This window comes from Streptomyces sp. NPDC052036, assembly GCF_040680495.1.
Taxonomy (GTDB): Bacteria; Actinomycetota; Actinomycetes; order Streptomycetales; family Streptomycetaceae; genus Streptomyces.
In genome coordinates, this window is the sequence record NZ_JBFAWW010000011.1 from 74,994 (window position 1) to 101,546 (window position 26,553).

Sequence of the window (26,553 nt, forward strand, 5' to 3'; positions counted from 1 at the left end):
CAGCACAGCAGCCTTCACAGCAGATGCAGCTCCCTGGCGCGGCGAACGGCCTCGCTGCGCCGGGTGACCGCGAGCTTGCGGTAGAGGCTCTTCAGATGGGTCTTGACGGTGTTCACCGACAGATACAGGTCGGCGGCGATCTCCTCCGTAGACATCAGCTGGGCCAGCCGTTCCAGCACCTCGTGCTCACGCTCACTGAGCGACTCCGTCACCGGGGCGGGCACGCCGTCCCCGGGGGCGTCCCGCACCGGGGCGTGGCCCGTCAGCCCGGCCCCCAGCCAGTCGTGGCTCTGAGCCAGGGCGCTCCGGCGCCGCGCCAGGCGCCGCAGCCAGGTGCCGCACTCCAGGAACGGCCGCCGCAGCCGTTCGGGCCGGGCCACCGCCAGGGCCCGGACGACCAGGCGGTGGGCCTCCGCGTCGTCGCCCCGTGCGTCGGCGGCCTGGGCCCGCGCGAGCAGCACCCGTACCGTGATGCCCGGCCCTTCGCCCCGGCCGACAGGGAGCCGTGCGAGCAGGGCCTGCGCCGCCTCGTCATCGCCGGCGGCGAGATGGGCGCGGGCCGCCGCCACCAGGGTCTCCGCTCCCCCGACTCGCTCACCCAGGGCCTCTTCCAGCACCCGGGACGCGGCCTCGGTACGGCCCTCGGCGAGATGAGCGGCTGCCATCGCCAAGGCCACACGCTCCTGCAGCCAGGGCGAGGGTTCGACGGTGGCCGACGGTCCCAGCGCGGCCACCAGCCGCAGTGCCGCCCGTGCCTTCCCCCGGGCGAGCAGCAGACGTGACCGCAGAAGGGCCAGGCCCGCGGTGACGAGCGGCTCGCGCAAGGCCGCCGCGACGGCGTGGTCGAGGTGGGTACGGGCGACGGCCAGGTCGTCGCGCTCGATGGCCACGGCGGCCAGCACCAGCCGGGCGACGCCGGCCCGGGCGGCGGGCGGCAGACCGGCCCGCTCGGCCTCCGCGACCGCCTCCCCGGCGTGGGTCTCGGCGCGGCCCGGCCGGCCGTGCAGGAAGTCGATCAGGGCCAGCCCGCCGAGGCACTCCTGCCGCAGGTGCGCGGTCTGCGGACCGTCGTCCACCTGTGCCGCGGCGCTCAGGGCGGACCGGGCGGCCTCCAGGCGTCCCGCCCACAGCTGGGCCGATCCCAGGTCGCTGAGCAGCAGCGCGGACAGTTCCGGATGCCGGGCGAGCCGGTCGGCGGGCAGGGCGCGCCGGGCCGTCTCCGCGTCCCGGGCTGCGGCCTCGGCGAGGTCGGCCGAGCCGGTCGTGCGGGCGGCGAGGACGCGCAGCAGGGCACAGCTCAGCCGCAGGGCGGCGGAGTCGGGGGCGTCGTCGCCGGGCAGGTGCCGCTCGGCGCGGTACAGATGGCCAAGGCCACGGTCGAGGTCGTGCGAGGCCAGTGCGCGGGCGGCGCGCACCAGGTCCGCGGCCGGTCCTCGGGCGTTCGGCGGCATCCGGGAGAAGAGTGCGTCGAGACGTTCGGCGTCGAGTCCGGTGAGCAGCCGTCCGATCGCCGGTTCCGCGATGAACCGGGTGGTGGCCGGCTCCCAGTCGCCGGCCGCCGCGGCGTGCGGGAGGGCCTCGGTGAGCAGTCCCGCCTCGCTCAGCCAGCGCCCAGCCCTTCGGTGGAGTTCGGGCTCCAGGCCCGGGTGCCTGACCCGCAGATGGACCCGGAGGATCTCGGCGAACAGGGGGTGCAGCCGGTACCAGGCGCCGCCGATGCTCTCGACGAAGGCGTTGGCGCGCTGCAGTACCGCGAGGATCCGTTCGGCGTCGTCACGGCCCGTGAGGGCGGCCGCGAGCCCGGGGTGGATCTGTTCGAGGATGCTGGTGCGCAGCAGCAGGTCCTGGGTCTCGGCCGGCTGGGTGTCGAGCACCTCGGCGAGCAGAAAGTCGGCGAGGGTGCTGCGGCCCGCCTCGAAGTCCTTCAGGAAGGTCTCCGGGTCCTGGGCGCCCTGGGCCGCGAGGATGCACAGCCTCAGACCGGCCGCCCAGCCACCGGTCCGCTCGGTCAGGGCCCGGGTGCCGGCCTCCGACAGCCGCATGCCGTGGCGGTCCAGGAGCTCGGCGGTCTCCTCCGGGCCGAGGGCGAGGTCGGCGCCGCGGATGTCGGTGACCTCGCCGGCGGCCCGGTACCGGTGCAGCGGCAGCAGGGGCTCCGTACGGCTGACGATCAGCAGGCGCAGTCCGCCGCCCGCGTGACGGAGGACGAACTGGAGTTGCTCGGCGACCTCGGTCGAGGTCACGATCCGGTCGAACTCGTCGAGGACGAGGATCAGGGGCTGTGTCCGCCGGCTCAGCCGCGCGGCGAGCCTGGTCAGCAGGGACTGGTCCACCTCGCCGGGGCGGGCCGGACTGCCGATGTCCTCGGGGGCCTCCAGGCCGTGGCGGCGCAGGCACTCCAGGGCGTAGGTCCAGAACACGCCGGGCGCGTTGTCGTCGGCCGCGACCGTCAGCCATGCCGTGCGGCCCGGGGCGCCCCCGGCGGTGATCCAGTCGGCGACGAGCAGGGTCTTGCCGGCGCCGGCGGGGCCGTTGACCAGCGTCAGGGGTCCTTCGACGCCGCGTTCCAGCCGCTCCGTCAGGCGTGGCCTGCGCAGATAGGCGCGGGGCGGGGTGGGCACGGTGAACCGTGCCGCCAGCAGGGGGTCGCCGTTCGGGGCCAGCGGCCCCGGGGGCGGATCCCGGTGTCCGCCGGACGGAGGAAGCGGCATGGCAGCTCCACCAACAGCCCTCAGGTCGTACAGCCGGACAGTCCCTCCTCGGATCGTCGCGTCGCACGGGGGACGCCGCCATCGGAGCGCGCCCGTCCGGCCGATGGCGGACGGCACGCACCGCGCCCGGCCTGCCTGCACGCCCCGCGCCCGCCGGCGAGCCGGGAGCCGGTGGCCGGTGGTCTTCAGATGCTCCCCAGGCTCCTTGGAGAGCCCGTTGTCATTCTTCGACTCGGCCCTGGCGTGCCGCTGTGTGGACGGGGCCCCACCTGGTCGGAGAAGGAGATTGCCATGCCCCCAGCCCCGCGGACAGAACCCGGGAAGGTCGCGTTCGCCGACGTGGAGCCGAATCGTCGCCGGGGCGGCGACCTGCGCGTCCTCCTGAGCCCGAAGACCTGCGGCGCCACCGCCGGCTTCATGGGTGCGGGGACCCTGCTGCCCGGGGAGTTCGTCTCCGAGCACTATCACCCGTACTCCGAGGAGTTCTTCTACATCGTGCGCGGACAGATGACGCTCCGCCTCGACGGACAGCCGGTCAAGCTGTCGGCCGGCGACTCGTTCATGGTGCCGAAGAACGTACGGCACCGGATGGACAACGACGGCGACGAGGACCTGTTCGCGGTCTTCTTCCTCGGCCCCCTCGCCCCGCGCCCCGAGCTCGGGCACGTGGACACCGAGGAGCTGCCCGGCGAGGGCGGCCTCCCCCAGGTCGGGGGGCGCGCATGAGCGAGCGGCGTGTCGTTGTCACCGGCATCGGCGTGGCGGCCCCCGGCGGCCTGGGCGTGCCCGCGTTCTGGGACACCCTGATGGCCGGCCGCTCGATGACCCGGCGGATCACCCACTTCGATCCGTCCGGCTTCCGCTGCCAGGTCGCGGCCGAGATCGACTTCGCCCCGGCGGCGCACGGGCTCTCCCCGCAGGAGGCCCGCCGCCTGGACCGGGCGGGCCAGCTCGCGCTGGTCGCCTCGCGGGAGGCGCTGGCCGACTGCGGTCTGGACACGGACGCGCTGGACCCGTCCCGGGTGGGCGTGTCGCTCGGCAACGCCATCGGCTGCACCGAGTTGATGGAGCGTGAGTACGTCGTCCTCAGCGACGGCGGTCGCAAGTGGCTGGTGGACCCGGAGTACGCGGTGCCCCAGCTGTACGACGTGATGGTGCCGAGTTCGATGGCGGCCGAGGTCGCCTGGACCGTGGGCGCCGAGGGCCCGGTGGCGCTGGTGTCCACCGGTTGCACCTCGGGCATCGACGCGCTCGGGCACGGCTTCGAACTGGTCCGGGAGGGCAGCGCCGATGTGGTGCTGGCCGCGGGCACGGACGCCCCGGTCTCGCCCGTCACGGTGGCGTGCTTCGACACCCTGCGCGCCCAGTCCACCGCCAACGACGACCCCGAGCACGCGTGCCGGCCCTTCGACCGCGACCGCAAGGGGCTGATCCTCGGCGAGGGCTCGGCCGTGATGGTCTTCGAGGAGCGGGAGCACGCCCTGCGCCGCGGCGCCCGCGTGTACTGCGAGGTACGCGGCTACGCGAGCCGGGCCAACGGCTACCACATGACCGGACTCAAGCCCGACGGGCGGGAGATGGCCGAGGCGATCCGGGTCGCCCTGGGCCAGGCACGGCTCAACCCGGAGGACATCGACTACATCAATGCGCACGGCTCGGGCACCAAGCAGAACGACCGGCACGAGACGGCCGCGTTCAAGGCCAGTCTGGGGCATCACGCGTACGACACGCCGGTCAGCTCCATCAAGTCGATGATCGGGCACTCGCTCGGCGCGATCGGCGCCATCGAGGTCGCCGCCTGCTGTCTGGCGATCGACCGCGACGCGATCCCGCCGACCGCCAACCTGTCCACCCCCGACCCCGAGTGCGACCTGGACTATGTGCCGGTCACCGCCCGGGAACAGCGCACCGACGCGGTGCTCAGCGTCGGCAGCGGGTTCGGCGGCTTCCAGAGCGCCATCGTGGTGGCCGCACCGGAGAGGACGTACGCATGACACGCCGAGCGGTGGTGACGGGGCTCGGCGTACTGACGCCGACCGGCATCGGGACCAAGGCGTACTGGGCGGCCGCGCTGGACGGCCGCAGCGGGCTCGGCCCGATGACGCGCATGGACCCCTCCGGCTATCCGATCAAGGTCATCGGCGAGGTGCCCGACTTCGTGCCGGGCGATCTGCTGCCCAGCCGGGTGGTCGTCGAGACCGCGCTGATGACCCAGTTCGGGCTCGTCTGCGCCGACGAGGCGCTGCGCGACGGCGAGTTGGACCCCGGGGAGCAGCCCGAGTACGAGATGAGCGTCGTCACCGCCAACGCGACGGGCGGCGCCGAGTTCGGCCAGCGGGAGATGCAGAACCTGTACGCCAAGGGGCCGTCCCAGGTCGGCGCGTACATGGCCATCGCCTGGTTCTATGCGGCCAACTCCGGCCAGATCTCCATCCGGCACGGGATGCGTGGGCCCAGCGGGGTGTTCATCACCGACCAGGTCGGCGGTCTCGACTGTGTCGGGCAGGCGCGGCGGGTGATCCGCAACGGCAGTACGTTCGCGCTGTCGGGCGGCACCGACTCGTCCTTCTCCCCCTCCGGTCTGGTCGGGCAGATCCCGCCGGGTCTCGTGAGTCTGGGCACGGACCCCGACCGTGCCTATCTCCCCTTCGACGTGGCGGCCCGCGGGTACACGCCGGGCGAGGGCGGGGCGATCCTGCTGGTCGAGGAGGCCACCTCGGCACAGGCCCGCGGGGTGCGGCCGTACGGGGAGATCGCCGGGTACGCCACCGCCTTCGACCCGCATCCGCGCACCGGGCGCGGGCCGAACCTCCGGCGTGCGATCGAGGGCGCCCTCGCCGATGCGCGGACCGCCCCCGAGGACGTGGACGTGGTGTTCGCCGACGGCTACGGCGTGCCGCGTCTGGACCGGCTGGAGTGCGAGGCACTGGCCGGTGTGTTCGGGCCCGGCGGAGTGCCGGTGACCGTCCCGAAGACGGCCACCGGCCGGATGTACGCGGCGGGGCCGACCGTCGACCTCGTCGCGGCGCTGCTGGCCCTGCGGCACGGGGTGATCCCGTCGACGCTGAACGTCACCGACATCTCGCCCGACTGCCCGGTCGACCTGATCCTCGGGGATCCCCGGGAGGCTCGGGCGCGTACGGCGCTGGTGATCGCCCGTGGCCACAACGGGTTCAACGCGGCCGTGGTGGTCAAGGCAGTCGCCTGACCGGCCGGCTCAGGCGGCAGGGCACGGGGCGGGAGCCGACGGTTCCCGCCCCGTGCCCCGGCAACCGCTCAGCTCCTCAACGTCCTCAACGACTCGTCTTGGAACGGAGACAGACATGGACGAACTGACCCTCGACGGCCTCCGCGAGATCATGCGGCACTGTGTGGGCACGGGTGAATCGGTCAACCTGGACGGCGACATCGGCGACACCGCGTTCACCGACCTCGGGTACGACTCGCTGGCCGTCCTCGAGGTGGTGACCCAGGTGCAGGGGCGGCTGGGCGTGGCCATCCCGGACGAGGCGCTCAACGACATCGAGACACCGGGCGCGCTGGTCGAGTACGTGGCCGCGCAGAAGGCGGGGGCGTGACCATGGCCGCCGGGCACACCGAGTCCACCGTGGTGATCGACGCCCCCATGGACCTCGTCTGGGGGATGACGAACGATGTCGCGTCCTGGCCGGACCTGTTCACCGAGTACGCGTCGGTGCAGATCCTCGACCGGGACGGTGACACCGTGCGGTTCCGGCTGACGATGCATCCGGACGAGGAGGGGATCCAGCGGTCGTGGGTCTCGGAGCGCACCACCGACGTGCGGACGCGCACGGTGCGGGCGCACCGGATCGAGACCGGGCCCTTCGCGTACATGAACATCTTCTGGGAGTACCGGGCGCTCCCCTCGGGCGGGGTCGAGATGCGGTGGGTGCAGGACTTCCACGTCCGGGACGAACTGCCCTACGGCGACCCGGAGATGGCCGAGCATCTGCTGAAGAACACCAAGGTGCAGATGAGCGCCATCAAGGAGCGGATCGAGCAGGCGGCCCGCACGGAGGCCGCGCCGGCCGGCTGAGCGGGCCGGGGGACAACGGATCGCGCCCGGCCGGGCCCGTCGTGGGGGCGGGTACCGGCCGGGCGTTCCGGTTGCGCGGTTCCGGCAGGTCGTGCCGGGGCGTCGGCGGCATGAGAGTGGCCCGGGGAGCACGTCGGACGTGCTCCCCGGGCCACGTGGCCCGTCAGTGCGCGGGGGATGTCACACTGACGGGAGTCGGGGGTCGGAGCCATGCCCGCGGCCGCCTCGGCCGGGGCGTCCGCCGCCGTGACCGAAGGGTCCGCCGTGGCCCATCGGCCGGGCTCCACCCGGGATATGGCCGTCCGGGCCGCCCCGTACGCGGCCCGGACGGCGGTCGTGGCCGGTGCGGTGGGGGCGGCCGCCCAGCAGCGCCACCGCGATCCCGCCCACGAGCAGTAGCCGGCCCGGCCACGACAGCAGCCAGTCCGCGCCGAAGAGGGCCCCGCCGGCCGCCCAGGCGGCGACGGCCAGGGCCAGGGCGCGTGTGCCACGCCGCGACTTCAGACGGGCGGCGACACCGGCCCACCGGCCCCGGCGCTGCTGATCCGACGGTGCCGCGGAAGGGTCCGGCAGGTCGTGCAGCGCCTCGTTCAGGGCCGGCGCGGTCTCGGCGGCGAGCACCACGCCGAGCCGTTCGTCCAGCTGGCTCTTGGTCAGACGGCCGCTCGCGAAGTGCTCGCCCAGTTGCTGTGCGGCGGCCTCCCGCTCCTGATCGCCGATGCGGTGATGGATGGGTGCGGCCATGGTGACCGTGCCTCCTTGGCAGTCGTTCCCGATGTCGTACGGCACGCAGACGGGGTCGTACGGGGCTCGTACGGGAGTCGGGCGAGGTTCAGTGGCGGGGTCGCGCCGCGGCGGACTCCGAGGCTCCGGACTCCCCCGACCGCGCCGGTCCCGGCACCGGGACAGCGCCCCGGGCCGCCGCCGGCACCGCCGCCTGGCGGGCGAGTGCGCTGGGCCACCACAGCCGGGGACCGACGTCCAGGGCGAGCGCGGGCACGAGCAGGGTGCGCACCAGCAGGGTGTCGAACAGGACGCCGACGGCGACGAGCAGTCCCATCTGCAGCATGCTCACCGCGGGCAGCACACCGAGCACGGAGAACGTGGCGGCCAGCACCAGCCCCGCACTCGTGATCACGCCACCGGTGACCGCGACCGCGCGCACCACACCGGGCGCATGACCCCGTACGGCGGCCTCCTCCCGGGCCCGGGTCACCATGAAGATGGTGTAGTCGACGCCGAGGGCGACCAGGAACAGAAAGCCCATCAGGATCAGCGACTCGTCCGAGCGCGGATGCCCGAGACCGCGGAAGAGCAGGACGGAGATGCCGAGGGCGGCGAGGAAGGACAGCGCCACGCTGGCGAGCAGCAGCACCGGCGCGACCAGGGCCCGCAGCAGGGCGACGAGCACCAGGAAGACGACGGCGAGGACGAGCGGGATGACGGTCCGTTCGTCATGTGTGTAGGCGCGGGCGGTGTCGAGCCGGGTCGCGGTGTCGCCGCCCACCAGGGCCGAGGAGCCGGGCACGGCGTGCACCGCGTCCCTGACCTGCTCGATGGTGTGTTCGGCGGCCTTGCTGTCGGGCGGGTCGGCGAGCACGGCCTTGAGGTGCACCCAGTCTCCGGACCGCTGCGGGTCCAGGACGCGGGCGACGCCGTGGGTGTGTTCGAGTGCCGCGGTGACCTCGGTGGTGCGGTCGGCGGCGGCGTAGACGTCGAAGGGGGCGGCCGAGCCGGCCGGGAAGTGCCGGGCCACGGTGCTCTGGCCGACGACGGACTCCTGGGTGGTGGTGAACGAGTCCGCCTGGGTCAGTCCGGTGCGCAGACCGAGGCCGCCGAGGGCGCAGGCGGCCAGGGCGACGGCGCCGCAGAGCCAGACGGTGCGCGGACGGCGGGCCACCCAGCGGGCGATGCGTCCCCAGGTGCCGTGTTCCGCGTCCGTCGTGGTGTCGGCGCCGGCGCGCGGCACGAACGGCCAGAACAGCCAGCGTCCGAGGATCACCAGCAGGGCGGGGAGCAGGGTGGTCATGGCGAGGTAGGCGACGACGATGCCGACGGCCGCCACCGGGCCGAGGCCGCGGGTGGAGTTCATGCGCGCGGCGAGCAGACAGAGCAGGCCGAGCGTGACGGTGGTGGCGGAGGCGAGGATCGCGGGCAGCGAGCGGCGCAGCGCGAGAGCCATCGCCTCATGGCGGTTGGTGTGGTGGCGCAGTTCCTCGCGGTAGCGGGCGATGAGCAGCAGGGCGTAGTCGGTGCCCGCGCCGAAGACGAGGACGGTCAGCACGCTCGCGCTCTGGCCGTTGACGACGAGTCCGGCGTGGGTGGCCAGCAGATAGACGACCGCGTTGGCCAGGGCCGCGCTCAGGCCGACGGAGAGGAGCGGGACGAGCCAGAGGACGGGGCTGCGGTAGGTCAGCAGCAGGACGAGGGCGACGACAGCGATGGTGGCCAGCAGCAGCGGGCCGTCGACACCGCCGAAGACGCCGGCGAGGTCGGCGGCCGAGCCGCCGGGTCCGGTGACATCGACCTGGAGTCCGCCGGGGGCGCCCGTACGGGCCTGGTGGCGCATGTCCTTGACATGGTCGACGAGTTGGTTGAAGCCGTCGTCGCCGTGCATGGTCAGCGGGACCGTCAGAAGCAGCGCGTTCTTGTCCTGGGAGGTGGCGACCGGCGCGAGGGCGCCGTCGCTGTAGTGGGTGAAGCGGGCGCGGTCCGCGTCGGCCTTCGCCCGGTCCTCGGCGGTGACGGCGCCGTCGCGGGAGTACACCACCACCGCCGGCAGGGTGTTGCCGACGCCGAAGTGGTGCTTGCCCGCCTCGAAGGCGAGGGTGGACTCGGCGCTCTTGGGCAGCCATGCGGTGGCGTCGTTGCTCTGGGCCGAGGTGAGCTTGGACCCCAGCGGCCCCGCCACGAAGGCGAGTAAGAGCCACAGCAGCAGGACCGCCCACTTGGTGCGGGAGCCCGCGGGCCAGACCGCGAGCCGCTTCCAGACCGGCATGGTGTTTCCTTTCCCGGCCCGCCCGGTGAGGCGGGTTTGTGGAGGTACGAAGGTGCGAAGGTGCGAGGCAGGTACGGGAGGTGCGAGCCGGCTGGGCCGTCCCCTCCCCGCCCGGGGGACGGCGGGGAGGGGACGGCGGGGTGGACCCCCGCCGGTCAGCCGGCGGCTTCGGCGGGGGTCTCGGTGTCGGCGCCGCCCCAGCCGCGCTGTTCGAGCACGACGTCCTTGAGGAACAGGGAGGCGGCGAAGCCCACGGCGAGGATCACCGCGGCGGTCAGGAAGACCGGGCTGAGGGCGTGTGCGTAGGCCTGGGCCAGCCCGTCGCGCAGGCTGTGCGGCTGGTGCTTGAGCCACTCGGGGCCGATGGACCCGCCCGACGGCAGACGGCTCGCGTCCTTCGGCGTGAGATACCGGGGGATCTCGTGGCTCAGCCGGTGGTTGAGGATCGTCGCGAACACGGAGACACCGAAGGAGGTGCCGAGCATCCGGCTGAAGGTGACCGTGGAGGTCGCGGCGCCCATGTCGCGGGGTGGCGCGGCGTTCTGCACGGCGACGACGACCACCTGCTGGGACAGGCCGGCGCCCACGCCGAGCAGGAACATGTAGAAGCCTGAGGTGACTCTGCCGGTGTCGGCATCCATGGTGGAGAGCAGGTAGGCGGCGATGCCGGACACGGCCATGCTGGCGACCGGGAACCACTTGTAGCGGCCGCTCTTGGCGACGGCGCCGCCGACTCCGAAGGAGGCGATCATCAGGCCGAACATCATCGGGAGCAGCAGCAGGCCGGAGTTGGTGGCCGTGGCGCCCGAGGAGATCTGCAGATAGAGCGGCAGGAAGAAGACGAGACCGAAGCCGGTCAGGCCCGCGACCAGGGACACGAGGTTGCAGATGTCGAAGGTCGAGTCGCGGAACAGGTGCAGCGGGATGACGGGTTCGGCGGCCCGGCGCTCCACGAGGACCCAGGCCACCAGCAAGGCGAGGGCGCCGGTGAAGAGCCCGATCACCACCGGGGAGCCCCAGGCGTATTTGGTGCCGGCCCAGTTGGCGGCCAGGACGAGGGCGACGAGGCCGCCGGAGAGCAGCAGCATGCCGAGGTAGTCGATGCGCGGACGCTCCGCGTGCGTACGGCCCTTGAGGAAGACCGCGACCAGCGCGAAGGCCACTGCGCCGATGGGCAGGTTGACGTAGAAGACCCAGCGCCAGGTGAGGTGGTCGGAGAAGAAGCCGCCCGCGAGGGGGCCGCCGATGGCGGACAGGGCGAAGACCCCTGCCGAGTACCCCTGGTACTTGGCGCGTTCGCGGGGGCTGAACAGATCGCCGGTGAGGGCGAACATCGCGGCCATCACTCCGCCGCCGCCGATGCCCTGCACCACCCGGAAGACGATGAGCTGGGTCATGCTCTGGGCCGCGCCGCAGGCCGCGGAGCCGGCGAGGAAGACGACGGTGGAGGCGAGGAACACCGGCTTGCGGCCGAGGAGGTCGCCCAGTTTGCCGGCGAGCGGCATCACCGCGCTGGTGGCGAGGATGTAGGCCGCGCCGACCCAGCCGATGCTGCCGAGTCCGCCGAGGTCGCCGACGATCGTCGGCACCGCGGTGGCCACGATGGAGGAGTCGAGGGTGGCCATCAGCATCGCGAACAGCAGACCGAAGTAGACGAGCATCACCTGCTGATGGGTCATGGTCGGCGTCGCCTGCGGTGCGATGGCACCGTCGCGCGCCTCGTGGGCGGTGGACACGGGCAGCCCCCTGGAACGAAGGATTTATTTGACAATTGCACATACGTGCCAAAGTCAATTACATGCCTTCAGCATAGAACTGCCTAAGTCACACGTCAACGGGCTACCATGGGGGACATGACCAAGCCCGTGGACTCGACCTCCTCCTCCGACGCCTCCGAGGCTGCCCCCACGGCCCCCCTGACCGACCACGAGCCGGATCCGGCGCTGGTCGCCGTAGAGCGCGCCATGGTCCGCATCCGGCGCAACCAGACCAAGCGGACCCTGGGCCGCTTCGTGACGAGTCGTCTCGACCGGTCCATCGACCTGACGCACACCGTCGTGGTCGACGCCGTCGAGGAGGAACCCGAGGAGCCGGGCCAGGAGGTGACGGTGGGGCTGGTCGCCGAGCGCCTCGCCGTGGACCCCTCACGGGCGAGCCGGCTGGTGGCGGCGAGCGTCGAGGCGGGCTATGTGCGGCGGGTGCCGTCGCAGGCCGACAGCCGGCGCGCCTGCCTGGAACTGACCGAGGCGGGACATGCCCTCGCTGCCCTGGCGCACCAGGTGCGCCAGGAGTACTTCGGCGAGATCATGCAGGACTGGTCCGCCAGGGACCGCCAGGACTTCGCCCGGCTGCTGGGCAAGTTCGCGGGCGTCCCCGTCCGCAGCCAGTACGTCTACGACCCGGCCGTGGACGGCGCGGACGAGCCCGCCGGGACCTGACCGGGCCGGACACACGAACGCGCCGCCGGGGTGGGAGATCCCCGGCGGCGCGTTGGTGTCTCCTCCGGTGCGCCCCGCCCTGGCCTCTGACCTAGGCACCCTCGGGGGACCGGGCCGTCTCCGCCAGGACGGCCCCTTGCGCGGCGGTCACTTCCTCGATGTACGAGACGCCCGACGAACCCGCCGCATCGAGGCGCCGCCACTCCTCCCGCAGCCGGATCCGGCCGTCCGGGAGGAACTCGGGTGTGCTGGTGCACTCCCCCGCCACCACCGTGCCGCCGTCCAGCGCCTGGCAGTACGCCAGATGGAGGGTGCCGTCCGGGTCGCAGGTGCCGACGATCCGGCCGATGAGCACCTTCCCGCCGCGGAACTCGGCCCACACGATCGGCCCCGCCTGGTGGTAGTGCCCCACCGGCACTTCGTGGTCGGGGCCCGCCGTCTCGGCCGCGCTGGAGACGAAGAACCGGTTGTTGTAGTCCGGGGCTCCCCCGGCCGACGCGGTCATCGGGCGGGCTCGATGTTGTAGTTGGACCGGAAGAAGTTGTCCGGGTCCAGCCGCTGCTTCAGCGCCGTCAGCCGCCGGTGGCCCTCGACGCCGTACGTCCGCACCGCCCGGTCCGCGGCGCCTGCGCCGCCCGCGCCGCCGTCCGTCACGTAGTTGATGTAGCCGTCGCCGGACACCGCCCACGGCTCGGCCGCCGCCGACACCGACTTCGCCCAGGCGATCTGCTCCTCGTCGGCCCAGGCCGGCTCCCAGATCGCCATGCCGGTCACATTGAAGCGGGCGCCGCGGAACGGGACCGCCGAGGGCCGTTCGGGCTCCCGGCGCACGGCACCGTGGAAAGCCTCCAGATAGACGGTGTCGTTGAAGTCGCCGCGCCACTTGCCCGCCTTGAACCGCTGGACGAGCGTCTCCACCAGTTCGTCCGGCAGCTCGTCGGTGCAGCGCGCACTCCAGTAGTGGCGCAGCCCGTACCGCAGCCGGCCCAGGATCTGCTGCATCGCGATGTACGGCCGTTCCTGGATCTGCCAGTCCAGGACCTCGGGGCCGCGCAGTCGCTTCTCCAGCGAGGCGATGTACTCGGGGTCGGTGCCGCAGTAGCTGACGCTCATCACCGCGGTCGGGATCTGCGCCGGTCCGTACCGCTCCAGCAGCAGGATGCACACCAGTTCATCGGGCGCCTCGGTCATCAGCTCCCGGAACAGCCGCACGGCGGCAGCCATCTCGTGCTGCGGGTAGACGACGATGCCGCCGTGCACCCGCTCCAGGGGGTGCAGCCGGAAGGTGAACTCGTCGACGACGCCGAAGTTGTGCCCGGCGCCGCGCAGCGCCCAGTCCAGTTCGGGGTCGGACTCGGGGTCCACGGTCAGCCGCCTGCCCTCGGCCGTCGTCAGGGCGTACGACAGCACGTTGTCGCAGGACAGCCCGTACTTGCCCATCAGATGCCCGATCCCGCCGCCGAGGGTCAGCCCGCCCACGCCGGTGGTGTCGAACGTGCCCCCGGTGACCGCGAGGCCGTGCCGGGCGGCCGTGGCGTCGAACTGCGCCCAGGTGGCGCCGCCCTGGACCCTCGCGATCCGGGTGCCGGGATCGAGCTCGACCCGGTCCAGCAGCCTGAGGTCGATCACCAGACCGTCCTCCACCCCGCCGGAGCCGGCGATGTTGTGGCCGGCGCCGCGCACCGCCACGGGCAGCCCCGTGTCACGTGCGGCGCGCACCACGTCCTGGAGCTCATCGGGGGTGCGGGGCAGCACGATCAGCGCGGGACGGTGGTCGTACATGCCGTTGAAGAGCAGACGCGTGGCGTCGTATCGGGAATGGTCCGGGGTGATCACCCGGTCCGGGCAGATGCCGGCCAGGGTGCGGCGCGCGGCGCGGGCCATGGCGACTCCTCACTGGGGTTGGCGTCCTGACAGGGCGGGCGGTCAGTCGTGGGGCGGGCCGTCGAGCAGTGCTCCGGCCGCCCGCCTGGCCGCGGCGAGCGCGGACTTGGCGGCGCCGCCGCTGCCGCCGGTGAAGGTGAACAGCGGCGGCAGGGCGGTGGGACGCAGCCCCAGCAGCCCCGAGGCGGAGTAGGCGTCGGCAGCCACGGCGCTGCGCCGGTGGGCGACCAGGCCGAGACCCGGGAGCCGCGTCGCGGCGTGCCCCTCGGCCCGGGCGCGCTGTCCCGGCGAGAACCGCAGCCGCTCCGCCTCCTCGTCCCAGCTGTCGCTCGGCACGCCGAGCAGCATGCCGTCGGTGCCGTCCGGCCGCCCGTACAGGCCGCTCGTCTCGTCGACGAAGCCCGGCGGCCGGCGGCCGGTGACGGTGTACAGGTCGTACTGGATGAGCTTGACGCGCAGCTCACCGACGGGCAGTCGGCTGCGGTGCAGCAGGGCACCGGTGCGCCAGCCCGTCGCCAGGACCACCATGTCGAAGCGGCGCTCGGCGTCGGGACAGTCGACCACCACTCCCCCGTCGGGGGACGGCACGACTCGGTGGACCAGCCCGGTGACGAGGGTGCCGCCCCGGTCGAGCACATCGCGGGTGACCTCTTCCCGCAGCCGGGCCGGCCGGATGTGGCCGGCGGCCCGCTCGACGACGGCATACGTGTACTCGGGGACGGCGATGCCGTGGTCACGCTCCAGGGCCGCGGCATCGGCGAGTTCCGCGGAACCCGTCACATACTTGTCGATCAGGGCCAGTTGCTCGACCGGCTGCGGGGTCTCCCGCCCGTCATGCGCGTACACCGAGGCGCCCTCGCGGTAATCCGCCCACCGGGCGAGCCGGGGGTCGGAGCGCAGCTCGGCCAGGCTCTCGCAGGCGAGCCGGCAGGCGGCGGGGTCGGGTTCGTAGCCGCGCACCAGCCCGCCGGAGGCCGTCGTGGCCTCGCCGGGCAGCTCACCGGGCGCGGCCAGGAGCTCCACCTCGCTCTTCGGGGCGGCCCGCAGCAGATGCCAGGCCAGCAGGGTGCCGGCGATGCCCGTACCGACGACACAGATCCGCATCGGCTCTCCCTCAGCGCCCGGGGCCGCCGGAGCGGCCGGTGAGAAGACCCAGCAGCTGCTGTGCCCGTGCGTGCCCGGTGTCCAGCGCCGCGGGCAGCAGACAGCGGGCGGCGAGAGCGGGGTCGAAGGACTCCCAGCACAGGGCCTGTTCGGCCCGGTCCAGCTCGGCGCGTACGAGCGCCGGGTCCTGGCGGGGACCGCCGGTACCGGCCCCGGTCGCGTGCAGCGGCCAGCGCCGTACGTTCGCCTCGAAGGCGTCGGCGGTGAAGTTGCTGGCATGGGGGGCCGGGCGGTCCCAGGACAGGAAGAGCCGTACGGCGCGCGGGTCCCGCTCGGCGAGCGTCTCGTGCGCCCAGACGGCGTGGCCGCGGCTGGTGGAGAACTTCCGCCCGTCCAGCCGGTAGAACTCGTTGACCACGAGCCCGGTCAGCGCCTTGTCGCGGGGCACTTCGACGGCCACGGCCAGTGCCGGGAACAGCACCGCGTAGTAGAAGGCGTTGTCCAGGCCCAGGAAGGACCACAGGGCGCCGAGCCCGCCGAAGGCCCGGGCGTGGTCCGCCAGGCTCACGGCCTCCGGATCGAGGTGACGTCCCATCACATACAGGTAGGCCAGCCCCATTTCGAACCAGACGTCGAGCCGTTCGGTGCCGTCGGGTGTCTCGATGCCCCAGTCCGTGGGGTAGGTGACCGGGATGTCCGGCAGTCCCTGCTCCAGCAGCCGGGCCAGCAGGGCGCGCACCCGGGGCGGGATGTGCGCCCGGGACCAGATCTCGGTCAGCGCCTCCCGGTACGAACCCAGTGCGAACACCGGTCCGCGGTGCCGCACCCGGCGCGGGACGCCCCCGCAGCCGGCGCAGCGTACATCGGCGAGGCCGGCGGCGGTCGTGAAGCAGCCGCAGCCCTCACAGGTGCCGCCGCCCATCGCCGCGCCGCAGGACGGGCAGCCGCCGGTCGCATAGGCGTGGTGCAGGGTGCGCCGGCACGCGTCGCACACCGCCATGGTCCAGGAGCCGTCCCGGACGAGCCCGCTCTCGCGCAGCTCCTCCAGGAACCGCAGGACCGCGGACCGGTAGCCGGCGTCGGTGCGGGGTGCGGTGAATACATCGTGGCCGATGCCGGCCAGGGTGAACGCCTGCCGGATCAACTCCCGGTATTCGTCGGCGACTTCGTCGGGCTTGCGGCCCAGCTGCTCGGCCTTGGTGACGACGTAGTTCTGGTGGTCGTCGGTCCCGCACACGGCCAGCACCCGCTCGCCCCGGGCGCGGGCCGCCCGGGTGGCGATGTCGGCGGCGAGGTAGGGCCCGGAGAGATGGCCGAGGTGCAGCGGGCCGTTCGGGGTCGGCGGCGGGCTCAGCACGGCGACCGGCCCCCGCGCGTCGTCAGCGGGCGTCACGGGCCACCTCGGCATCCCCGGCGGTCGCGGCTTCCGGGTCCTCGGGGAGCCAGTAGATGCTCAGCAGCGTCACCGGCTCCGTGTCGGACAGATTGTGGATGACGTGCCGCTCCTCGGGGTCGAGCAGGACGGCCGTACCGACCGGGGTGGGCTCAGGCTCCCCGCCCTCGACGGCGAAGGCCGCCCGTCCGCCGACGACGACGGCGAGTTCGACCTCCGGGTGGCGATCCGGGGCGCTGCTGCCGCCGGGCGGAACGACACACCACATCGCGCCGAAGGGCAGCGCCTCGCTGCCCGCGTACTGGCTCCACCGTCCGATCCGTATCGCGTACTCGTCGGTGAGAACCGCGGATTCGCTGCTCAGCCTGCGCACTTCGCACCATCCTTTTGTCGGTGGACGTGCTCGTTGTCGGTGGACGGGCTCATCGTGGCCCAGCGCGCTGGTGGGCATCTCGAAGGCCGCTCATGGTCAGCGCGGCCGGGCGCGGCCGGACTTGTGGCCGTCACCAGCGGGTCCTGAGAAGCGCCGCCTACCCTGCGGGCCATGACTGTGGGAGAAGTTCCGCTGGTGTACGCGCCCCGCCGCATGGTGGCCTATGCGCCCGACCGTGCACGGGGCTGGATAGTCAAGCGATACGGGATCTCGGCCACCCGGCCGGCCCCGCCCGAGGAGGTGGTTCAGGCGGCGCGCGCCGCGGTGGAGCGGACGCTGCCGGAGGCGTACGGCGACGCGCTCGCGTACGGCTACAGCGTGCTGCACGAGGATCCCGACGGCTGCTACGCGGTCGTCGGCTGGTGGAGCCGCAACAAGGTCATCCTGCACACCCGGACCTGGCTGTCGACCTGGGACGACCCGGCCGACTGGCAGCCGGCGCCCCACGGCGCCACCGCGTGCATCTGGGAGATGGTCGCGATGGCGCACGAGCGGGACGCCTGGGTGCGGCATGTGGTGCAACCGGGGACGCCGGACCTGGCGGGCTATCTGGCCTCGACGGTCAGCGGCGAGTTCTGACACGTTCCGGCATGTTCCGGCCATGACTGACGACTTCCGACGGCTTCTGACGACGCAGACACCGAGGGAGGCTCTGCCGTGACACTCGCTCTGCTGCTCCTGCTGCTGGGAGTACTGCGCTACCTGGGTGTGGGCCGGGAGAGGATAGACCGGTGGGGCGCGGCGGTCCGCCGCCGGATCGGCCGGCGCCGTCCCGACCCCGAGGGCGAGGTACCCGAGTCCTGACACGACCGGGGCCGGAGCGTGCGGCGCACGCTCCGGCCCCGGTTCCCGTCGGTTGCCGCTACCGCCCCGCCGGGACGATCTTCGCGATCTCGGGCACCACCTCGGCCCACAGGTCGAGCGCGCCCTCCTCCGCCGGGTCCGGCGGTTCCACGATCGCGTGGTCGACCCCCAGCTCCGCGAGCTGGTGGAACCGTTCGATCGCGCCCTTGACGGTGTACGAGCCGTCGGCGCCGTCCCTGGTCAGCGCGCCCGTGCCCAGCGTGGTCCGCTCGATCTCGCCGTACGGCCGGCCCACCTCCTCGCACCGTTCACGCAGCACCGCGAACTGCTTGCGGATCACCTCGGTCGGCTTGATGTGCGCGTTGCGGCGCATCGGGTGCTGCGGCGGCAGCTTGGCCAGCTTCTCCCGGATCATGTCCGGGTCGGGAAGCTCGTAGACGTTGCAGGCGTCGGCGTACCGCGCCACCAGTCCGAAGGTCTTCTTCGGACCCTGCCCGCCGATCAGGATCGGCGGGTGCGGGCGCTGCGGGGAGTTCGGCTCGTTCAGGGGCCGCTCCAGGCGGTAGTGCCGGCCCTCGTACGGCTCGGTGGTGCCCGCCCACATGCGCTTCGCGATCAGGACGGCCTCCTCCAGGCGTTCGAAACGCTCCGCCTTCGGTACGACGGGGATGCCGAGGCCCCGCTGCTCGTCCTCGAACCAGGCGGCCCCGATGCCGAAGTACATCCGGCCGCCGCTGAGCGCGTCGAGCGTGCTGACGGTCTTCACGAGCACCCCGGGATGCCGGTTGACGACGCCCGTCACCAGGGTGCCGAGGCGGATGCGGGAGGTCTGCCCGGCGACGAAGCCGAGGGTCGCGTACGCCTCCGGACAGGCACCCTCGGGCCCGCGGTTGAGCGGGGTCTGGAAGAAGTGGTCCATCACCCAGAAGCTGTCGAAGCCGACCTCCTCGGCGGTGCGGGCGATCCGCCCGAGCACCGGGCCGAGGTTCTCCGGGGAGCCGGACCAGCTGAAGTTGGTGAGGTTGAGTCCTAGGCGCATGCGCCCCTCCGATCTGCGAGTAGGACGGTTCGGGAGCCGGGCGGTCAGACGGGCCAGCCGAGTCGGTGCAGTGCCGCGTCGAGGAAGGACCACTCGTAGCGCGCGGCAGTGAGGAAGGTCCCTGTCAGCCGGTCCCGGTCGTCCGCCGAGAGCCGCTCGCCCACCTCGTCGACGACGGTCAGGAACTCCTCCAGCACCTCGCGGTAGTCGTCACCGGGGTGCAGGGCCTTCACCCAGTCCGCGTAGCGGGCGGCGGGGTCGTGCCGTTCCTTCAGGTCGTCGGCGATGCTCAGATAGAACCAGGAGCAGGGCAGCAGCGCCCCGATCGCCTCGACGAGCGAACTCGCGGCGGCCGACGAGAAGAACGAGGTGTAGCCGTGGGTGACCGGGTCGGCCGGTGCCGTACGCCAGGAGCCGTCCCCGTCGCCGAGCTGGGCCGCCATGATGTCGTAGCCCATCGCCATGGCCTGGCGGGCCTCCAGGGTGCCGACCGCCATCCGCGCCAGCACCATCGCATGGGCGTTGTCATGGGCGAGGGCGGCGGTACGGGCGAGCGCGCGGCCGTAGGCCGGCAGCAGGAAGTCGGCGTCCTGGCGCGCGAAGTGCAGCAGCGCGGCCCCGTCCAGCGTGCCGTCCCGGAGCCCGGCGAAGAACGGGTGGTCCTTGATCTTCCCCAGCAACGGCGCGGCGGCAAAAGCGAGTTCGGTGCGCAGCATCAGTCGAACCACTCGCCCTGCTTCATACCGAAGAACGCGTTGCCGCGCAGCTTCAGCTTGCCCGTGATGAACGCCTTCTGACCGCTGAGCTTCCCGGTGGCCAGGAGCAGCATGTCGACCAGCTTGATGCCGATGACGACGTCGGCGCCCTCCCGGACACCGTGCCCGACGGCGCAGGTGTCGTTCTCGACGTGCAGGTAGTACTCCTTGGTCCCCTCGGCGGTGGTGACCTCGTACTGGAAGGTGCCCTTCTCGCCGCCCGCCTTGGCGGGGTTGAAGGTGGAGGCCAGCTTCTCGTAGACGGTGTCGAGGGCCGCGTCGACGCCGCCGGGCCGCTCGGCGAGCAGCTTCTCCAGGTCGTCCTTGGAGGTGGTGTCGACGAAGGTGACGAGTTCCGCGAACCGTGTGGCCAGGTCGGACATGGCGAATCTCCTTGGGAGCTGGGTGGAAGGGTGCGGGGTGTGCTCTTCGGCGGGGCGCCGGCTATCGCTTGACGGCCAGCACCCGGGCCAGTGCGTCGGTGAGCCGGTCGTCCGCGCCGGTGTCGTCCGTGCCGCGCCAGGCGACGAACCCGTCCGGGCGTACGAGTACGGCGCCGTCCTCCTTGACGCCGTGCCGGCCGGCCCAGTGGCCGAGGGGGTCGTGGACGTCCGTGCCCACCCGGTACAGATCGAGGTCGACACCGAGGGTCTCGCGGGCCCGGGCCGCCGCGGCTCCCCAGGCCTCGCCCGCCGCTCCGGCGACCAGGGTGAAGCGCGGGCCGTACAGATCGAGGGTGGACACGCTCTCGCCGCCGCGCTCCAGCGGCAGATGCGGGGCGCGGGTGCCGGGCAGTCCGGTGAGCAGATGCGGCGGGTAGGCGGGGCGGTCGTCGTCGTCCTCGGAGAGGACGGCTGCCGAGCGGTACCGGTAGCCGAGGATCACCGACCACCAGTCGTGGACCTGGACACCGCCGACGTCGGCCGCCCGGTTGCCGGTGCGGCCCACCATCTGCGCCATGGCCTGCTCCATGGTGAACTCCGAGACCGGCCGGCGTTCGGCGTCGTAGGTGGCGAGGAGGTCCTCGCCCGCGTCGCCGCGCAGCACGGCGGCCAGCTTCCAGGCGAGGTTGTGGGCGTCCTGGATGCCGGTGCTGCCGCCGAACGCGCCGGTCGGGGGCACGATCCGGGCGGCGTCGCCGGCCAGGAAGACCCGCCCCTCGGCGAAGCGCTCGGCGCAGTGCGCGCCGATGACGAAGGGCAGCACCGTGGTTCCGTCGCTGGGCAGTTGGGGGACGAGACGGCCGGTCAGGTTCGGGATGCCCACGGCCTGGCGGAACAACTCCAGACAGCGCTCCTCGGGGTAGTCCTCGACGGTCTCCCCCTGGTCGGGGTGGTAGGGCACGCCGAAGCACCAGCGCTTGACGCCGTCGTGCGGGAAGATGACCGAGCCCTTCTCGGGCCTGTCGAGGTAGGCGAAGCCGAAGCGGCGGCCGCCCAGGACGGCGTCGATGTCGGCCTCGACGACCATGGACAGGGTGTGCAGCAGGATGCCCGGACCCTCGACTGGGATGCCGAGCGCGTGCCGCATCGGGCTGCGCTGGCCGTCGGCGGCGATCGCGTAGGCGGCGCGTACGGTGCGGCGCTCGCCGGTGCCGCGGTCGTGCAGCACGGCCGTGACACCGTCGGCGTCCTGGGTCAGCTCCTCGCACTCGGTGTTGAAGCGGATCACGGCGCCCAGTTCGGCGGCCCGGCCGTGCAGCGCGATCTCCAGCCGGTCCTGGTCGATGGGGCACCACTCGCAGGGGCTCGCGCCCTCCGCCTCACCGGTCGCCAGGTCCACGAAGTCGTGGTCGTGGCTGGCGAGGGACTCGGCGACGAGCATCCGCGAGGAGTCCTCGTCGGAGGCGACGATGCCCTCGCCGCGCTGGGCGAACAGGGCGTCCTCCAGGCCGACTTGGCGGAACAGCTCGACGGAGCGGGCGTTGATCCCGCGGGCCCGGGGGTGGATCAGGGTCTCGGCGTGCCGTTCCACGAGCAGGGGCCGCACTCCGCGCCAGGCCAGGAACACCGCGGCCGACAGGCCGACCATGCCCCCGCCGACGACGAGGACCTGGGTCCGTTCGTCCTGCATCTGCTGTTCCTCCAAGGGGTGTTGAGGGCTAGGGAGGGTCGTGTGCGGGCGTCGGGGCGTGCGGCCTTCACGCCCAGAGCGTCTGCACCTGCTCGTCGCGGATGGGGAACGCCTCGCGTTCCAGCAGGGAGTTGAGGATGGCCGCGCTGCGCACCGACAGCAGGCTGAGGTTCGGGTCGGCCACTCCGTGGCTGGGCTGGGCGCGGTTCTGCACGAAGACCTTGTGGCGGTCGGCGTGCTTCCAGCGCAGCGAGTAGTCGGCTTCGACGTACGGCTCCTCGCCGGGCTCCAGATCGAGGACGTCCGGTGCGAGGGGCAGGGGCGCGGGGCGGCGCCCGGTGGCGAGGACGACATGGCGGGCGGTGTGCCGCTCGTGGCCGCCGGCCGCGCGGCGGCAGCGCAGCACCACCAGGTCGTCCTGGTGCGCGGCCTCCACGACGTCCCGCCCGGGGAGCATCATCACCGGGGACCGGCCCTCGCTGAGCCAGGTCTCGTAGTTGGCCTGGTAGAGCTCCTGCAGGGTGGACATCGACACGCCGTCGCTGGTGAGGATCTGCTCGGCGACGTGCCGCTCGCGGACCTGGCCCGGCAGGGCCTGGAAGTGGCGCAGATAGGCCGGGCGGAAGAAGTCGTTGGCCGGCGGGGAGTCGTCCAGCGGCGCGAACCAGGGGCGGCGGCCGATCCAGCGGATCTCCCGCAGTCCGTAGCTGAGCAGCGCGAGGACCGCCTCGGCACCGGTCTGGCCCCCGCCGACGACGACCGCGGGCTCGTACGGCGCGCAGCGGCATGTCTCGAAGTGCTCGCCGATCTCCTCCGCGAGCAGCACACCGGGGACGGGGCGGTCCCGGAAGCAGTCGGGGACATGGGGCCGGGTGCCGGTGCCGACGACGAGGTGGTCACTGCTCGCGACCGGGCCGTCGGCGTCGTACAGCACGAACCCCACGCCCGGCCCGGCGAACCGGACGTCCCTGATGTCCACGCCGTAGCGGATGTTCGCCAGTTGCTCGGCGGCCCAGGACAGATAGCGGTCGTACTCCAGCCGCGGGATGGCGTCGAACTGCGCGTTCAGGAAGGCGTAGACGCGGCCGGTGGTGACCAGGTAGTTCAGGAAGGACAGACGGTTGCGGGGGTCGACCAGGGTGGTCAGGTCCTTGATCCACGAGGTCTGGAGGCGGACCCCCGGATGCATCAGACCGGGGTGCCAGGCATGGGCCGGACGCCGGTCGAAGAGCACCACGTCGTGGGGCAGGACGTCCTCGGCCAGGGCCGCGAGGCTCAGGTTGGCCGGGCCCGCGCCGATCGCGGCGACCCGGTGGTGCGGGATGCCGTGCGGCGCGGGGCGGTTCGGCGCGTGAGCGGAAGTCGACACCATGGACGGACACCTCTCCGTGCGGACCGATGTGCCCACAGCGTGGCCGGGGCCGGTGGTGCAGGAATCGAGAACGTCTGAGAGCGGGGCGCGTGCGCGGTACGCGGCCCGCCGGGGGACGTCGTGAACCCGAACCCGCCGTACGCGTCCGGCCCGGCGTCCCACGGCACCGCGTCGTGTTCAGACGTGCTCGACCCGCCTCCCAGCGGCCGAATCCACACTGTGCGGGTATCGCCCTGCCGCGGGTCGCAGGGCCGGCCATGTGCCGGGTCCTCCCCGTGCCGGGCATCCCACCAGGCGTTTCGCGACAAGGAGTTCCGCATGAGCGGTATCGCCGGCTGGATCGGCTTCGGCACCGGACCCGGACACACACGGTCGGTGCTGGACGCGATGGCCGCCACCACGAGCCGGGACGTCCCCGCCGAGCTGCACACCTGGCGCGGGACGCGCGCGGCGTCCGCCGCCGCACCCGGCGGCACCGCCGAACAGCGGGCGGCTCCGGCCGTCGAAGGCGACGGACCGGACGTGGCCGTCGTCTTCGACGGTGTGCTCCACGACACCGCCCCGCTGCGCGCCACGCTCGCCGCACGCGGGCACCGCCCCCGTCACGGCACGGACGCGGAGGCCGCGCTGCACGCCTATCTCGTGTGGGGCGACGACTGTGCCGCGTACCTGGACGGCGCGTTCGCGTTCGCCGTGTTCGACCTCCGGCGCGACCGCCTGCTGCTGGTCCGCGACCGGCTCGGCGTACGCCCCCTGCACTACGTTCGGTTGAACGGCACGGTGTACTTCGCCTCGGAGCCCAAGGCGCTCCTCGCGGGCTCCCTGCTGGAGCCGGTTCTCGACGCCGACGGGCTGCGCGAGCTGTTCTCCCAGGCCAAGACGCCGGGCGCGAGCGTCTTCCGGGGCGTCGCCGAGGTACGGCCCGGCCATCTGCTCGACGCCGCCGGGGGCCGGGTCGTCGAGCGGCCGTACTGGACGCTCCAGGCCCGCGCCCACACCGACGACCCGGAGACCACGGTCGCCACGGTCCGCTCACTGCTCGCCGACAACGTCGGCCGGGCCGTGTCGGGCGACATCCTCCCGGTCTCGCTGCTCTCCGGCGGGCTGGACTCCGGTGCGATCACCGCGCTCGCCGCCCACGCCCTGGGGGACCGGGGCCGGCTGCGCACCGCGACCGCGACGTTCATCGGCTACGCGGAGAACTTCCGCCCGGACAACGTACGCACCACCCCGGACGCCCCGTACGCGGCCGAGGTCGCCCGGCATATCGGCTCCGACCACACCGACGTCGTGCTCGGCACGGCGGACCTGCTCGATCCACGGCTGCGCAGGGCGGTGCTGCGGGCCCAGGACAGGCCGACCCCGTTCGCCGAGATGGACGTGGCCGGGCTGCTCATCTTCCGGGCGGCCCGGGAGCACTCCCCCGTCGCGCTCTCCGGCGAGGGCGCCGACGAGATCTTCGGCGGCTTCACCGGGATGTCCGAGCTGGAGACGGCGGGCCCCGAGCAGTTCCCGTGGGTGGCGTACGAGCGCTCCCACGAGGCGTCCCGGCACGGTCTGGGCCTCGGCCTGTTCGACCGGGGACTGCTGGGGAAACTGGACCTGCCCGCCTACGGGGCCGACCGCTACCGGCAGGCTGTGGCCGAAGTGCCCCGGCTGGACGGCGAGAGCGACCGCGACCGGCGCCTGCGGGAGGTGTGCCATCTGTACCTCGTACGCTGGCTGCCCCGGCTCCTGGACCGCGACGACCGGCTCAGTCGGGCCGCCGGTCTTCAGGTGCGGATGCCGTTCTGCGATCACCGGCTGGCGGAGTACCTCTTCAACGTGCCGTGGGAGCTGAAGACCTGCGACGGCCGGGAGAAGAGCCTGCTGCGGTCCGCGGTGGGCGAGCTGCTGCCCAGGTCGGTGGTGGAGCGCCGCAAGAGCCCGTTCCCGGTGAACCAGGACCCCGCGTACACCCATGTGCTGCGGCGCGAGCTGACCCGGGTGCTGGACGATCCCGGTTCGCCCGTGGCACCGCTGCTCGACCCGGTGGCCGCCCGGGCGGCGGCGGCCGAGGGGCGCGGCGGGGCGCACTGGCTGAGCCGCACGAACATCGAGATGGTCCTGCAACTGCACCTGTGGCTCACCGAGTACGGTGTCCGCCTCGCCCTGTGACACCGTACGGCCCCTCGGCCGCGCACAGCACAGCCCACCGCCCGTCGCCATGGTTCCCTGCGACGGGCGGTGGGGACGCTCGGTCCGCGGGTCCTTATGAGACATCCGCGGAGAGCATCTGCAGGCGCCGCATGGTTGCGGCGCCGAACTCCTCGGGCCCCGTCGTGTCCCGCCGGTCGGCGAGGTACGGCAGCAAGCCCTCGTGGGTCTGCGCGGCGATGCCACTACCGGTCAACTGTGCTACGACGGCGTCGAGTTCGCCCTCGTACTGCACCGCCCACACCAGGTACTCGTCCTTGACGAAGGCGGCCGACGCGAGCAGCGGCCCGGCGGTCCCGTCGAAGACGTTCCCCTGAGCCTTCTCGAAGACCTCACCGAGCGCGTCGTCGTGGCCGGGGGTGACGCGGTACGTCCAGGCGGCCAGCTGCGCGGAGCGTTCGGCACGGGCCTCCTGGAAGACGCACTGCATCAGGGCGTTCTGGAAGTACTCCCGGAACCCCTCCACGGTCTGTGTGTCGCGCTCCACCTGGAGATAGGGCGAGAGCCGGCGCTCCGCCTCCTTCACGCCCTCCTGGGCGCCCATGTGCGGGCCGATCTGCCGCAGGTCGCCCTCGAACTGCACCACTCGGGTCATGAACTCGCCCCGGATGAACAGCCCGGTGGAGACGTTGCGACCGGCCGAGCGGCCCTCTCCGTCGTGGTACTCGGCGGAGTCGACCCGCTTGAAGTTCCGCTCGGAGAAGATGTCGGCGATCTCCTCCTCGTGGCCCGTCCGGACCTTGTAGCTGATCGCGATGAAAGCCATGACGCTCCCTGTCCGCCGGTGGGCTTGTCTGTGACGGATCGTGCAGTCGCGCGGTCCACGCACGATCGGAAACGTCTGAAGCCCCGCCGCTCCGCTCCCGAACACGGGGCACACGCCGAAGCCTTGCCTAGCGAGGACCCTTGCCGCCTGGGGCTGCGGAGCCGGTTCGCCGTGACGGGCGCCGGTCGGGAGGCGGCCGAGGGCCGCTGCGGGGACGGTGGGGGGCCGCCGGAGGGACAGCGGGAGAGGGCCAGGCCCCGGCTGGGGAGGCCGGAGGACGGCGAAACGGTCGGGAGGTGCCTGCACCGGACGGCTGGGAGATGACGTGGACGGCGGCCGGACGGCTGAGTCGTTCGCAGGTCGCCTATGGCGCTATTGCTCGGCAAAGTCGCCTGAAAGACGGCAAAGGCGATCGATGAGTGACGGAGACGGCCCGGGCACGGCCGGAGGCGGACGCGGAGACTCGGCCGGGGAGGGCGGGACGGCGGGCGGTCGCGGGATGCGTCAGACGGCTGGGAGATGACCTGGAC

24 protein-coding genes are annotated in these 26,553 nt (G+C 72.8%); 9 read left to right on the forward strand and 15 right to left on the reverse strand.

Annotation, left to right across the window (positions count from 1 at the left end; translation table 11 throughout):
* Window positions 1-14: 14 nt before the first annotated feature.
* The gene (locus AB0L95_RS17590) at window positions 15-2,711 is read right to left on the reverse strand and encodes a LuxR C-terminal-related transcriptional regulator (RefSeq protein WP_365162569.1); all 2,697 of its coding nucleotides are present in this window, start codon (window positions 2,709-2,711) and stop codon (window positions 15-17) included.
* Window positions 2,712-3,002: 291 nt separating this feature from the next.
* Here AB0L95_RS17590 and AB0L95_RS17595 point away from each other — a divergent pair, with 291 nt between their 5' ends.
* From AB0L95_RS17595 to AB0L95_RS17615, 5 genes are all read left to right on the forward strand, one after another.
* Entirely contained in the window at window positions 3,003-3,437 is a 435-nt protein-coding gene (locus AB0L95_RS17595) for a cupin domain-containing protein (protein ID WP_365162570.1), read from the forward strand.
* Window positions 3,434-4,705: a beta-ketoacyl-[acyl-carrier-protein] synthase family protein gene (locus tag AB0L95_RS17600; RefSeq protein ID WP_365162571.1), complete on the forward strand. Its 1,272-nt coding sequence runs from the start codon at window positions 3,434-3,436 to the stop codon at window positions 4,703-4,705. The genes AB0L95_RS17595 and AB0L95_RS17600 overlap by 4 nt, the downstream gene beginning before the upstream one ends.
* A complete protein-coding gene (locus tag AB0L95_RS17605) occupies window positions 4,702-5,919 on the forward strand; it encodes a ketosynthase chain-length factor (protein ID WP_365162572.1) in 1,218 nt (405 codons plus the stop codon). Before AB0L95_RS17600 ends, AB0L95_RS17605 begins: the two co-directional genes overlap by 4 nt.
* A 115-nt stretch (window positions 5,920-6,034) precedes the next feature.
* Window positions 6,035-6,289, forward strand: coding sequence for an acyl carrier protein (locus AB0L95_RS17610; protein WP_365162573.1), 255 nt, complete (start codon window positions 6,035-6,037; stop codon window positions 6,287-6,289).
* A 2-nt stretch (window positions 6,290-6,291) separates the two neighbouring features.
* Window positions 6,292-6,768: an SRPBCC family protein gene (locus tag AB0L95_RS17615; RefSeq protein WP_365162705.1), complete on the forward strand. Its 477-nt coding sequence runs from the start codon at window positions 6,292-6,294 to the stop codon at window positions 6,766-6,768.
* 180 nt (window positions 6,769-6,948) lie between these two features.
* On the opposite strand, the gene AB0L95_RS17620 is transcribed toward AB0L95_RS17615, so the two are convergent.
* The 3 genes from AB0L95_RS17620 to AB0L95_RS17630 form a co-directional block, all read right to left on the reverse strand.
* Window positions 6,949-7,512 (reverse strand): DUF1707 domain-containing protein, encoded by a 564-nt coding sequence (locus AB0L95_RS17620; protein ID WP_365162574.1) that lies wholly within the window; start codon window positions 7,510-7,512, stop codon window positions 6,949-6,951.
* An 88-nt stretch (window positions 7,513-7,600) separates the two neighbouring features.
* Complete coding sequence (locus tag AB0L95_RS17625) at window positions 7,601-9,766, reverse strand: MMPL family transporter (protein ID WP_365162575.1); 2,166 nt, start codon at window positions 9,764-9,766, stop codon at window positions 7,601-7,603.
* A gap of 155 nt (window positions 9,767-9,921) precedes the next feature.
* Window positions 9,922-11,502, reverse strand: a complete 1,581-nt coding sequence (locus tag AB0L95_RS17630; protein WP_365162576.1) for an MDR family MFS transporter — start codon at window positions 11,500-11,502, stop codon at window positions 9,922-9,924.
* 117 nt (window positions 11,503-11,619) lie between these two features.
* Between AB0L95_RS17630 and AB0L95_RS17635 the strand changes: the two genes are divergently transcribed.
* Entirely contained in the window at window positions 11,620-12,204 is a 585-nt protein-coding gene (locus AB0L95_RS17635) for a MarR family transcriptional regulator (RefSeq protein WP_365162577.1), read from the forward strand.
* A 91-nt stretch (window positions 12,205-12,295) separates the two neighbouring features.
* Here the strand turns inward: AB0L95_RS17635 and AB0L95_RS17640 are convergent, their stop codons facing one another.
* Genes AB0L95_RS17640 through AB0L95_RS17660 form a run of 5 tightly spaced genes read right to left on the reverse strand, consistent with a single transcriptional unit; the run spans window position 12,296 to window position 16,958 of the window.
* Entirely contained in the window at window positions 12,296-12,709 is a 414-nt protein-coding gene (locus AB0L95_RS17640) for a hypothetical protein (protein WP_365162578.1), read from the reverse strand.
* Window positions 12,706-14,088 carry an FAD-binding oxidoreductase gene (locus tag AB0L95_RS17645; protein WP_365162579.1) on the reverse strand — a complete coding sequence of 461 codons (1,383 nt, stop codon included), beginning with the start codon at window positions 14,086-14,088 and terminating at the stop codon, window positions 12,706-12,708. The genes AB0L95_RS17640 and AB0L95_RS17645 overlap by 4 nt, the downstream gene beginning before the upstream one ends.
* A 42-nt stretch (window positions 14,089-14,130) precedes the next feature.
* On the reverse strand, window positions 14,131-15,192 hold the full coding sequence (locus AB0L95_RS17650; RefSeq protein WP_365162580.1) for an FAD-dependent oxidoreductase: 1,062 nt from the start codon (window positions 15,190-15,192) through the stop codon (window positions 14,131-14,133).
* A 10-nt stretch (window positions 15,193-15,202) separates the two neighbouring features.
* Window positions 15,203-16,585 carry a class I tRNA ligase family protein gene (locus AB0L95_RS17655; protein ID WP_365162581.1) on the reverse strand — a complete coding sequence of 461 codons (1,383 nt, stop codon included), beginning with the start codon at window positions 16,583-16,585 and terminating at the stop codon, window positions 15,203-15,205.
* Complete coding sequence (locus AB0L95_RS17660) at window positions 16,572-16,958, reverse strand: cupin domain-containing protein (protein ID WP_365162582.1); 387 nt, start codon at window positions 16,956-16,958, stop codon at window positions 16,572-16,574. Before AB0L95_RS17660 ends, AB0L95_RS17655 begins: the two co-directional genes overlap by 14 nt.
* A 171-nt stretch (window positions 16,959-17,129) precedes the next feature.
* On the opposite strand from AB0L95_RS17660, the gene AB0L95_RS17665 reads away from it, so the two are divergent.
* On the forward strand, window positions 17,130-17,597 hold the full coding sequence (locus AB0L95_RS17665; RefSeq protein WP_365162583.1) for a hypothetical protein: 468 nt from the start codon (window positions 17,130-17,132) through the stop codon (window positions 17,595-17,597).
* Between the two features lie 78 nt (window positions 17,598-17,675).
* Window positions 17,676-17,822 (forward strand): hypothetical protein, encoded by a 147-nt coding sequence (locus tag AB0L95_RS17670; protein WP_365162584.1) that lies wholly within the window; start codon window positions 17,676-17,678, stop codon window positions 17,820-17,822.
* Between the two features lie 58 nt (window positions 17,823-17,880).
* On the opposite strand, the gene AB0L95_RS17675 is transcribed toward AB0L95_RS17670, so the two are convergent.
* From AB0L95_RS17675 to AB0L95_RS17695, 5 genes are all read right to left on the reverse strand, one after another.
* Window positions 17,881-18,861 carry an LLM class F420-dependent oxidoreductase gene (locus AB0L95_RS17675; RefSeq protein ID WP_365162585.1) on the reverse strand — a complete coding sequence of 327 codons (981 nt, stop codon included), beginning with the start codon at window positions 18,859-18,861 and terminating at the stop codon, window positions 17,881-17,883.
* Window positions 18,862-18,905: 44 nt separating this feature from the next.
* Entirely contained in the window at window positions 18,906-19,577 is a 672-nt protein-coding gene (locus AB0L95_RS17680; RefSeq protein ID WP_365162586.1) for a TenA family transcriptional regulator, read from the reverse strand.
* Complete coding sequence (locus AB0L95_RS17685; RefSeq protein WP_365162587.1) at window positions 19,577-19,999, reverse strand: SCP2 sterol-binding domain-containing protein; 423 nt, start codon at window positions 19,997-19,999, stop codon at window positions 19,577-19,579. The genes AB0L95_RS17680 and AB0L95_RS17685 overlap by 1 nt, the downstream gene beginning before the upstream one ends.
* A gap of 61 nt (window positions 20,000-20,060) precedes the next feature.
* Complete coding sequence (locus tag AB0L95_RS17690) at window positions 20,061-21,689, reverse strand: FAD-dependent oxidoreductase (protein ID WP_365162588.1); 1,629 nt, start codon at window positions 21,687-21,689, stop codon at window positions 20,061-20,063.
* A gap of 67 nt (window positions 21,690-21,756) precedes the next feature.
* Complete coding sequence (locus AB0L95_RS17695; protein WP_365162589.1) at window positions 21,757-23,061, reverse strand: SidA/IucD/PvdA family monooxygenase; 1,305 nt, start codon at window positions 23,059-23,061, stop codon at window positions 21,757-21,759.
* Window positions 23,062-23,379: 318 nt separating this feature from the next.
* Between AB0L95_RS17695 and asnB the strand changes: the two genes are divergently transcribed.
* Window positions 23,380-25,218, forward strand: a complete 1,839-nt coding sequence (gene asnB, locus AB0L95_RS17700; protein ID WP_365162590.1) for an asparagine synthase (glutamine-hydrolyzing) — start codon at window positions 23,380-23,382, stop codon at window positions 25,216-25,218.
* Window positions 25,219-25,312: 94 nt separating this feature from the next.
* Here the strand turns inward: asnB and AB0L95_RS17705 are convergent, their stop codons facing one another.
* Window positions 25,313-26,023: a SchA/CurD-like domain-containing protein gene (locus AB0L95_RS17705; protein WP_365162591.1), complete on the reverse strand. Its 711-nt coding sequence runs from the start codon at window positions 26,021-26,023 to the stop codon at window positions 25,313-25,315.
* Between the last annotated feature and the right edge of the window lie 530 nt (window positions 26,024-26,553).